We start from the raw sequence: 10097 nt of genomic DNA, 5'->3' as shown, positions 1-10097 counted from the left end.
GCAAAATTTACGCTCAAAATATTAAGAATACGGACTCGGACGCATATTTGAGGAGATAAAAAGTTATGCTAAAAATGCGGTGGAAATTTCGCTAAAAGAAAATGCCGATCGGCAAATACCGATAGGGGCGTCGAAATTCGGCGGATCGCCCGATCTACCGCGAAGCGAGCCGTGGCCAGTAAATGAGCAAACCGGCGAGCCGCTTCATTTTATATCGCAGATAAATTTTAGCGAAGTTTCGGAGTTTGATACCCAGAGCGAGTTGCCGAGTCGCGGCATACTCTATCTCTTTTATGATTGCACTAGGATGCCGTGGGGATACGATCCAAAAGACGGCGCTTTTAAAAGGGTGATTTATGTGGAGGAAACGATCGAGCTAGAGCGTAAGGTCGCGCCGTTTGAAAGCGACGAGTCGTTTACGGCGACTTCGTTAAATTTCGCAAATGCGACCGAGTTGCCGGACTTGGAGAGCGATTTGGTCGGCGACATCGAGATGAGCGATGACGAAATCGAAGCGTATTGGCAGATGGAGGATGATTTTTGCGAGCAGCGCAGTGAAAATAAAATTTTAGGACATTCGGACAATATCCAAGGCGGTATGGAGCTAGAGTGCGAGCTTGTGACAAACGGCTTTTATTGCGGCGACGACGAGGATTATAGCGAGCCGGAGTTTGAAAAATTTCGGCAAAATATCGGCGAGTGGACGCTGCTACTACAAATCGCCAGTAACGACGAAAACGAGATGATGTGGTGCGATTACGGTAAAATTTATCTGTGGATCAGAAAAAGCGATCTACGCGAGAAGAAGTTTGATAAAAGCTGGTTGGTGCTGCAGTGCGATTAAATTTGCGGCCATGACGGGTTTGCGGGCTTAAATTTGAGCAATGTAAAAAATCGGCGCGGATAAAAACAGTATCAAATTTAGCTTGCGTTTGTCGAGTAAAACAGGGTTTGTAGCGGTTGTTAAATTTGGCTAACTTATGATTTGATTTAGCTGTAAATTTCAGCCCATATCCGAGCTAAATTTGAAAGTCTAATCCGCTTTTTGCAGTATCGCTGCAGCTATTGCAAAGCCGCCGTCGTGACTTATGGTGATTTGTGCGTTTTTTAGGTTAAAATTTTTAATGATTTTTTCTGAGAGTTTTACTTTGGGAGCGTTTTTGTCGTCTTTGTAAATTTGAGCGTCAAAGAATGAAAACTCGGCTGAGATCCCGCAGCCAAGAGCTTTGCTGATAGCCTCTTTAGCTGCGAAAAATCCAGCTATCGTAGCGTCCGTTTTTGCGATATTTATCTCTTCATCGTTTAAAAAATATCTCAAAAAATCCTCGCCTCGCCGCTCTTTAAGCCTTGAGATACGCGAGATAGCTACGATATCTATGCCGATCATTGCACCACAAAGTCGGTAAAGTAGATATTTTTTATATGACCGTCGGCCAAAACCTCGTTTAGGCGGTCGACTATCTCGTCTTTTAGGCGGTTTTTACCCTTTTGGGTGCTTACCTCTTCATACGTTTTAGATGAGAGTGTAGAAACGACGATATCCCTTATTAGCGGCTTTTTCTTATCGATTTCAGGCGTTAGCGTCTCGGCGCTAAGCTCTAGATCTACTTTTGTTTTTAGGTATCTCGTGCGCCGTCCTCTGCTTAAATTTACTATAAACTGATCTAGCGGATAAACGGGTCCCATATTTACATAGTCGTTTGAGCGTTTGCCTGCGGTATTTTTGGGCACTGCGGCTTGGACTTGCTCGGTTTGAACCTGTGCCGTTTGCGCTTGCGCATTCTCTTCATTGCCGCCCATTAGTAGGAATGCCAAAAGTCCGCCGACTACTAAAAGAAGCAGTAAAATAATAATGATGATGATGAGAACCAGCCCGTTTCCCTTTTTGCCTTGATTGTCTAAAATTTCTTCAGCCATTCATTCTCCTTAAAATTTTAGCTATAATTATATCTTAAATTTTTGAAAAATGAGAAGGCAATGGTACATAAAACAAATGCCGCGAGGTTTCTAGACGGTAAACATATCCCCTATGAGCTAGTCGAATACGAAGTGGACGAAAGCGATCTGAGCGCCGTTCACGTAGCTGCCGTTTGCGGCGAGCAAATAGAAAAAATATATAAAACCATCGTCTGCGAATGCGAGCCTAAAGGCTACGTCGTAGCCTGCATACAGGGCGATTTGAGCTTAAATTTAAAAGCTCTGGCTAGGCTTAGCGGACACAAAAAATGCGAACTTTTAAACTTAAGAGAACTTGAAAAAGTGACGGGCTATATCAGGGGCGGCTGCTCGCCGATAGCGATGAAAAAGGCGTTTGAGACTTTTTTTGACGAGAGGATTTTAAAACAAGACTACGTCTACGTAAGCGCCGGGGTTCGCGGAAAACAGATCAAAATCGCACCTCAAAGCTTGATAGAAGCTATTAGCGCAAAGCTTGGAGACGTCGCCGTTTAGTAAAATTTAACCCAAAAATGCTAAAATACGCCGTCTTAAAATAAAATAAATTTATAAAGGTAAAATTTTGATAGATGAAATTTTTAGAGAGTACGATATACGCGGCATTTACGAGCGCGATCTAAACGAAACGAGTGTTAAGGCGATCGGGTTAAATTTAGGCCGAGAAATGCTACGCCGAGGCGCAAAAAACGTTAGCGTGGGGTATGATGCTAGGCTAAGCGCAAATGAGATTTTTGGCTGGCTGGTTAGCGGGCTAAATTTAGCCGGGATCAAGGTCTATGGTATCGGCTTACTGCCGACGCCGGTCGGGTATTTTAGCGTGTTTACGGACAAATTTGACGCAAACGTAATGATAACCGGTTCTCATAATCCAAAAGAGTACAACGGTTTTAAAATCACGATTTTTAAAGATAGCTATTTTGGTGAGGATTTGCAAAAGTTAAAAACCGCCGTACTAGCGGACATCGCGGCAAAAACGCAAATTCCAAACGATCTAGGAGTCGAAAAATTCGACATCGCGACGCCTTATAAAAATTTTCTTATAGAGCAGTTTGCGCATTTAAAAGCTTTACCGCTTAAAATCGTCATCGACTGCGCAAACGGCGCGGTTGGAGCGGTACTGCCCGAAATTTGCGAGGCGTTAAATTTGGACGCTCAAATTTTATACCCCGAGCCAGACGGAAACTTCCCAAACCATCACCCAGATCCAAGTGAAGAGAAAAACTTAATCGATCTAAAAGCTGCGCTAAAGGGCGAATTTGACATAGGATTTGGCTTTGACGGCGACGGCGACCGTATCGCGGTTCTCACTAAAAAACGCAACATAAAAGGCGACGAGCTAGCCTATCTATATAGCCTCGCGATGAAAAATCCGCGCGTACTGGGCGAGGTCAAATGCTCGCAAAATATGTACGACGAGATCGACGCACACGGCGGCAAAAGCTTCATGGGCAAGACCGGTCACAGCAACATCAAAAAGGCGATGAAAGAGCTAAATATCGATATGGCGGCCGAGGTGAGCGGGCATATTTTCTTTAAGGAACGGTATTTCGGCTTTGACGACGCGACGTACGCGATGTTTCGCGCGTTAGAGCTGGTCGCAAAGGGCTTTAACCTTGACGGCGAGCTAGATAAACTGCCAAAAGTCTTTAGCACCGACGAGATCAAGGTAAAAACGACCGACGCACAGAAATTTAAGCTTGTGGCAAAGCTAAAAGAGGTTTTGGTTGAAATTTACGAAAATGGCGACGCGCAAAATTTGCTAGCAGGCCTAGGTAAAATAGCCGAAATCATCGACATAGACGGAGTTAGAGTGAGATTTGAGGACGGTAGCTGGGCGCTAGTACGAGCCTCAAATACGACGCCTGTTATCGTTACGAGATTTGAGACCAAGGATCAAAATTTACTGGTGCGGCTTCAAGAAACATTTTTAAATTTGGTCGAAAATTTAAAGCAAAAGGCATAAAAATGACAAACGTGATACTTTGCGGAGGTTCGGGCACGAGGCTTTGGCCGTTATCGCGAACACTGATGCCAAAGCAATTCATTAGGCTTTTTAACGGAAAATCGCTCTTTGACCTTACGCTTAGACGCAACGTGCACGCGCAAAAAACGATCATCGTTTGCAACGAGGCGCACTACTTTTTAGCGCTTGACGAGTGCGGAAATAAAAAAATAGATAAATTTATCATCGAGCCATTTGGTAAAAACACCGCCGCGGCGATCACCTTTGCGGCGCTTTGCTGCGATGAGGACGAAATTTTGCTCGTCACTCCGAGCGATCATTTGATCGAGGATGAGACTGAATACAAAAAGGCTCTTTTAATCGCGCAAAGCTATGCAAATCAGGGCTTTTTGGTGACGTTTGGTATAAAACCTAACGAACCAAACACGGGCTACGGCTACATCAAGGCCGATAAAAACGGCGATGTAGATCGATTTATCGAAAAGCCAAATTTTGAAACCGCGACGAAATTTATAAAAGAGGGCGGGTATTATTTTAATAGCGGTATGTTTTGCTTTAAGGCGGGCGTCTTTTTAAGCGAGATGAAAAAGTACGCGCCAAGTATCGTAAAAGACGTGACAGCGGCGATAGAAGGCTCGGCAAATGAGCCTTGCCTGCTAAAAATAAGTCCAAATTTTATGGATAAGATCGAGGACATCAGTATCGACTACGCCCTAATGCAAAAAAGCCTAAACATAAAAATGGTGCCACTGGATGCTGGCTGGAGCGATATGGGTAGCTTTGACGAGCTGAGTAAAAAGATAAAAAACGAGGGCGAGTCGCTGCAAATCGGTGCGAGCGAAAATTTCATCCTAACCAAAAAACCGACCGCACTAGTAGACGTGCAAAATTTGCTCGTAGTAGATACCAAAGACGCGCTTTTGATCGCCAAAAAAGGCAGTTCGCAAAAGGTAAAAGAGGTTTATAAGCACTTTTCAAATTCATTGCCTGAAATTTGCGAAACGCACACGAGCGTATATCGTCCGTGGGGTAGCTATGAGGTGCTGGGTGAGGGCAGCGGCTACAAGATGAAAAAGATCGTGGTTAAGCCCGGCAAAAGGCTGAGTCTGCAAAAGCACTTTAAGCGAAACGAGCACTGGGTCGTCGTCGAGGGCGAGGCGCTAGTAACGATAGACGGCAACGAAGCACCACTAAAACAAAACGAGTCGATATATATAAAAAGCGGGCAGATTCACCGACTGGAAAATACGGCAAACTCCGATCTCATCGTCATAGAAGTGCAAACGGGCGAGTATCTGGGCGAGGACGATATAGTTCGTATCAGCGACGACTACGATAGAAAGTAGCGGCGGAGCGGATGAAAAAAGCTCTGGTTTGCGACTGGCTAGAAACCTATGCCGGAGCCGAGCGTTGCGTGCAGAGTTTTACGGATATTTGGGACGATTTTGAGGTTTTTAGCCTTGTTGATCACCTTAAATTCGATGATAGGCAAAAGATTTTAAAGGGCAAATTTGCTCGCACCGGTTTTATTCAAAATTTACCGTTTGCAAAGAGCAAATTTAGGAGCTATCTGCCGCTTTTTCCGCTAGCGATAGAGCAGTTTGATCTGAGTGAATTCGACGTCGTGCTGTCTAGTTCGCACGCCGTAGCAAAGGGCGCTCTGACGCACTCAAACCAGCTTCATATAAGTTATATCCACACTCCGATGCGCTATGCTTGGGATATGTATTTTGACTATTTACGCCAAAACGGACTAGAACGCGGGCTAAAATCGATGCTGGCTAGGTATATTTTACATAAAATTCGTCTGTGGGATATCGCCGTGGCAAATAGAGCCGACGTTTACGTCGCAAATTCAAATTTTATTGCGCGTCGCATACGTAAAATTTACGGCAAAGACGCCGCCGTGATCTATCCGCCTGTCGATACTGCAAATTTTAAATTAAACGAAAATAAAGAGGATTTTTACGTCACGGTTTCAAGGATGGTACCTTATAAAAAGATCGATTTAATCGTGCGCGCCTTTAACGAAAGCAGCAAAAAGCTAGTCGTAGTAGGTGACGGTGAGCAGATGAATGAAATCAGAAATATCGCCAAAAGTAATATTGAAATTTTAGGCTTCAGGGGTGCGCGCGAGACTGCGGAGCTGATGGGTAAGGCAAAAGCTTTCGTATTTGCTGCCGTAGAGGATTTTGGTATAGCGCCCGTGGAAGCTCAGGCCTGCGGTACGCCCGTCATCTGCCTAGGTAAGGGCGGTGCGAAAGAGAGCGTGATAGACGGCGTCACGGGCGTTTATTTTAGCGAGCAAAGCGAAGATAGCCTAAACGAAGCGGTTGTAAAATTTGAAAAAATAAGAGACAAATTTGATCCGCAAGCGATCAGGCAAAATGCGCTAAGATTTTCAAAAGAGCGCTTTGAGCGAGAGATAAAGGGGCTCGTGGAGAGTAGTTACGAGAGATTTTTAGAGGGCGTGCTATGAGTCTGCGCTCTAAAATTTTGCTAAAAGCCGTGATCGATTACGTCGTCGTTGTCGCTACTGCGCCGATTTGGCTTGCGGTCGTCGCCGTCATAGCCGCAGTCATAAAGATAAACGAGCCCAGCGAGAGCATCTTTTTCAAACAAAAGCGAATAGGGCGCTTCGGCAAGCCGTTTAGCTGCTACAAATTTAGATCTATGCATAAAAATTGGCGTAAAATTTTAGACGATTATCTCGAGCAAAATCCCGCAGAGATCGAGCATTTTGCAAAATTTCACAAATACGAATTTGACCCGCGCATAACAAAAGTCGGCGGGTTTATCAGACGTACTTCGCTTGACGAGTTGCCGCAGCTTTTTAACGTCCTTAGACTTGAAATGAGCCTGGTCGGACCGCGTCCGTATATGTTTTACGAAAAAAGACAAATCGGCAAAAACTTAGGCAAGATAACGAGGGTCAGGCCGGGGCTTACCGGACTTTGGCAGGTGAGCGGCAGGAATGAAATTTCCTTTGACGAGCGTGTGAAAATGGAGTGTGCATACGTCGATAATCTTTCGATTTTTAGGGATTTTTTGATACTTGTTCGTACGATTTTCGTGGTTTTAAAATAAATTTAATTCGCGATATTTTCGTACTTTTCTTAAAAATTTCGATACAAATTTTATTGCTTTTTAAATCGTATTTTATTTATTTTTTTCTCTATGAAATAAAAATTTACGAATCCAAACACGACCGAACCGACCGTTACAAATGCCAAATTTACATTACCCAGCAAAAGCTGGCTGAGCCAAATAAAAAGAAAATGGCTGATAAAAATCGCATATGAAAGCGAGCCCGCGATCTCGTTAAATTTGAGCTTAAATTTAAACTTCTCATGCGCTAGAACGATGGCCGCACCGATCAAGTATCCAAGCATCGTCTCTGTGCCAAAAGCGCTAAATTTGTGTGAGTAAAAAAGATAGCCCGCCAGCGCCGCTACCGCCGCGTAAAAAACGGCGAGCTTGCCAAGCTCTTTTTGATAGATCAAAAATCCCGTGTAAAACATAAAAAATACGCCGCAAACAAGCCTATATCCGTAGATATCAGCATTTATAAAGCCTAAATTTGCCGCTGCGTAAACGCCTAGTGAACCAAGGGCTAACGCGTAGCCCAGCCGTCTAAATTTGATCGCTAGCACGAGCAGGGCATATGCCTGAAGCTCGGCTCCTAGCGACCAAGCCGGAGGTATTAGGAAATTTAGCCCCACGGGCGCGTCTATGACGGAAACGTCGAGCCAAAAAAAGTAGTTTAGAGGCACTATAAGCGCATTTAGAAGCAAGTTTTTTGCATTAAAATGCGGTTGCAGATACGACGTCGCGCAAAAAAATAGTACCGTTAGCGTAAATGCAAAGAAAAATGCGGGATAAATGCGTAAAAATCTATCTTTTACGAAGTAGCTTATTTGAGCATTTTGCGGCGCGATTTTGATAAAAACCTTTGATGTGACGAGTCCTGCTAGGATATAAAAAATCACGACTGCAAAGACACCGATGTTTTTACCCGCTAGCCCGATGCCAACGTGCGAGAGCAGTACGAAATACGCTAAAATAAATCTAATATAACCAAACATTTTGTTCCTAATTTTTTGTTTTTTACGGCATTTTTACGGCTACGCCTAGCTGGATTTTACGGCGCAATTTTTTGCAAATTTCCGCCGCTTTCGTTTCTTGGGCTACGGCCGTTGCAAACTGCTAAAAAATGACGCCTTTTGCCGAGCTTTTTTACGCAAAGGCGATTGTTGCCTTTTTTAGCCGGCTAGCTAGTAAAATTTACCGCTTGTATCTGCATTTTTGCCGAGTATGCATAAAATTTAAACGCCGAGTCTGCGCTTTTGCGTTTTGATTTTACCGTAATTTGAGCGCTTTAGGCTTTCGTACCGGATTTAAATTTTGAAGCAATTTAAAGCCGCGACGAATTTAAAAATCTCCACTTTCGCCGAATTTAACGCCAACGCCTAAAATTTTAAAAACGAGGTCTAAAATTTCTAAATTTACCTCTAGCGCGTATTCGTCGATGACTTTAAAAACTTCTTGCCTTACGTCTAAGTTGCCATCTGCGTGAGTTTTTGCGTAGGTTTCGCTAGCGATTTTAGCTAGCGTAAAAGTATCTATATCTTTTTGCCTCATCGCTGTTTTTAACGTTCTTGAGAGCTTCCATTTTATATTTTCCATGTTTTTTCCTTTTGCGTTTTTGCGGAGCGGGTTTTGGCGGCAAAATTTTACATCCACTCCAAAACCTGTGTGATGTCGGCTGCGACGAAGCATTTTAGCCCCTGTGCATCAAGCGGCTTAGACGGCACGATCGCGTTTTTAAATTTCTGCGTTTTGGCCTCTTTTAGGCGCTGATCGAGGTTAAATATCTCACGAATCTCGCCGTTTAGGCTAAGCTCACCCATAAATACGCTCTCTTTGCTGATCGGACGATTTTTAAAGCTGGAGATGATCGCCGCAACTACGGCTAGATCGGCCGCCGTTTCGCCGATCTTGACTCCGCCGCTCACGTTTATAAAGACGTCGTAGTGACCCAGCGGGATCTCTAGCTTGCGCTCAAGCAGCGCTAGCAGCATATCTAGGCGGTTTTTATCAAAGCCCGTGGAGCTGCGCTTAGGATACGCGCTCTCGCACACGAGCGCCTGAATCTCGACGCTAAGCGCGCGCGAGCCCTCCATCGTGATAGTGATCGCCGAGCCGCTAGTTGCCTTGCCTCGCGTGAAAAATTTACCCGCGACGTCGTTGGCGCTGATTAGCCCGTTTTGGCTCATCTCAAAGATACCTACCTCGCTCGTCGAGCCGAATCGGTTTTTAAAACCTCGTAGCATACGCAGCTCACGGCTGGAGTCTCCCTCGAAATACAGCACCACGTCCACCATATGCTCCAGGATGCGCGGCCCCGCGATCGAGCCGTCTTTAGTGATATGTCCGATGATAAAGACGCAGATATTTTCATTTTTGGCTAGGCGCATGAGCTCGAAGGTGATCTCGCGCACCTGCGACACGGAGCCGGGTGCCGAGGCGATTTTCTCGCTGTAAAGGGTCTGAATCGAGTCGATGACGAGGATTTTATACTCGTTTTTGCGCACTTCGGCGAGGATATTTTCGAGTAAAATTTCCGTGAGCAGAAACAACCCATCTTTGACCGCGTCTAGGCGCTGGGCGCGCATTTTGATCTGGCTCGTGCTCTCTTCGCCGCTTACGTACAGCGTCTTTTTGCCTTGGGCGGCGAAATTTGACGCGATTTTTAGCAGCAAGGTGCTTTTGCCGATGCCGGGACTACCGCCGATCAGCACCAGCGAGCCTTCTACGACGCCACCGCCTAGAACCAGGTCTAGTTCGCTATTTTGCGTGCTGATACGCGTGACTTTTTCGATCTCGACCTCGCTGATTTGCTTTGCGAGGCTGGGTTTTGCAGAGCTTTTTGATATCTCTTTTAGCGTTTCGATCTGCTGTGCGTTAAGCTCTAAAAAGCTATCCCAAGCCCCGCACTGAGGGCATTTGCCGACCCATTTGCTCTGCTGATTACCGCAGGCTTGACACTCAAATACCGTTTTTATTTTCGCCATTTTTTTCCTTTGCGCGATTATACTTTAAAATGTTTAAATTTTACTCCAGCTGTGCGGCTAAATTTCAAATCGAAACACGCGCGCGCGAAAAATGAGCAAATTTA

Annotated in this window: 11 protein-coding genes; 6 read left to right on the top strand and 5 right to left on the bottom strand. The window is 44.9% G+C overall.

All coding sequences use genetic code 11. From position 1 onward, the window contains the following. The first annotated feature begins 79 nt into the window (after window positions 1-79). Window positions 80-844, top strand: a complete 765-nt coding sequence (locus Q0200_RS06730; protein ID WP_297939348.1) for a YwqG family protein — start codon at window positions 80-82, stop codon at window positions 842-844. Window positions 845-1033: 189 nt separating this feature from the next. Here Q0200_RS06730 and acpS read toward each other — a convergent pair whose 3' ends face one another. Together acpS and fliL are read right to left on the bottom strand one after the other, a co-directional pair. Continuing rightward, window positions 1034-1387 (bottom strand): holo-ACP synthase, encoded by a 354-nt coding sequence (gene acpS, locus Q0200_RS06725; protein WP_297939346.1) that lies wholly within the window; start codon window positions 1385-1387, stop codon window positions 1034-1036. After that, window positions 1384-1917, bottom strand: a complete 534-nt coding sequence (gene fliL, locus Q0200_RS06720) for a flagellar basal body-associated protein FliL (RefSeq protein ID WP_297939343.1) — start codon at window positions 1915-1917, stop codon at window positions 1384-1386. Before fliL ends, acpS begins: the two co-directional genes overlap by 4 nt. A 60-nt stretch (window positions 1918-1977) precedes the next feature. On the opposite strand from fliL, the gene ybaK reads away from it, so the two are divergent. The 5 genes from ybaK to Q0200_RS06695 all read left to right on the top strand — a co-directional run bounded on the left by ybaK (window position 1978) and on the right by Q0200_RS06695 (window position 7006). Then, on the top strand, window positions 1978-2451 hold the full coding sequence (gene ybaK / locus Q0200_RS06715) for a Cys-tRNA(Pro) deacylase (RefSeq protein ID WP_297939340.1): 474 nt from the start codon (window positions 1978-1980) through the stop codon (window positions 2449-2451). Window positions 2452-2518: 67 nt separating this feature from the next. Continuing rightward, on the top strand, window positions 2519-3919 hold the full coding sequence (locus Q0200_RS06710) for a phosphomannomutase/phosphoglucomutase (protein WP_297939337.1): 1401 nt from the start codon (window positions 2519-2521) through the stop codon (window positions 3917-3919). Window positions 3920-3921: 2 nt separating this feature from the next. After that, window positions 3922-5265 (top strand): mannose-1-phosphate guanylyltransferase/mannose-6-phosphate isomerase, encoded by a 1344-nt coding sequence (locus Q0200_RS06705; RefSeq protein WP_297939334.1) that lies wholly within the window; start codon window positions 3922-3924, stop codon window positions 5263-5265. 11 nt (window positions 5266-5276) lie between these two features. Beyond that, on the top strand, window positions 5277-6398 hold the full coding sequence (locus Q0200_RS06700) for a glycosyltransferase family 4 protein (protein WP_297939331.1): 1122 nt from the start codon (window positions 5277-5279) through the stop codon (window positions 6396-6398). Continuing rightward, a complete protein-coding gene (locus Q0200_RS06695; RefSeq protein ID WP_297939328.1) occupies window positions 6395-7006 on the top strand; it encodes a sugar transferase in 612 nt (203 codons plus the stop codon). Before Q0200_RS06700 ends, Q0200_RS06695 begins: the two co-directional genes overlap by 4 nt. 50 nt (window positions 7007-7056) lie before the next feature. On the opposite strand, the gene Q0200_RS06690 is transcribed toward Q0200_RS06695, so the two are convergent. From Q0200_RS06690 to radA, 3 genes are all read right to left on the bottom strand, one after another. Beyond that, entirely contained in the window at window positions 7057-8004 is a 948-nt protein-coding gene (locus Q0200_RS06690; RefSeq protein WP_297939325.1) for an acyltransferase, read from the bottom strand. A 346-nt stretch (window positions 8005-8350) separates the two neighbouring features. Beyond that, the gene (locus tag Q0200_RS06685; RefSeq protein ID WP_297939322.1) at window positions 8351-8605 is read right to left on the bottom strand and encodes a hypothetical protein; all 255 of its coding nucleotides are present in this window, start codon (window positions 8603-8605) and stop codon (window positions 8351-8353) included. A gap of 47 nt (window positions 8606-8652) precedes the next feature. Then, window positions 8653-9993 carry a DNA repair protein RadA gene (gene radA, locus Q0200_RS06680; protein WP_297939319.1) on the bottom strand — a complete coding sequence of 447 codons (1341 nt, stop codon included), beginning with the start codon at window positions 9991-9993 and terminating at the stop codon, window positions 8653-8655. Window positions 9994-10097 lie beyond the last annotated feature (104 nt).

The sequence above is a fragment of the uncultured Campylobacter sp. genome (assembly GCF_938045225.1).
Taxonomy (GTDB): domain Bacteria; phylum Campylobacterota; class Campylobacteria; order Campylobacterales; family Campylobacteraceae; genus Campylobacter_A.
This window is presented reverse-complemented; position numbering and strand designations above follow the sequence as displayed.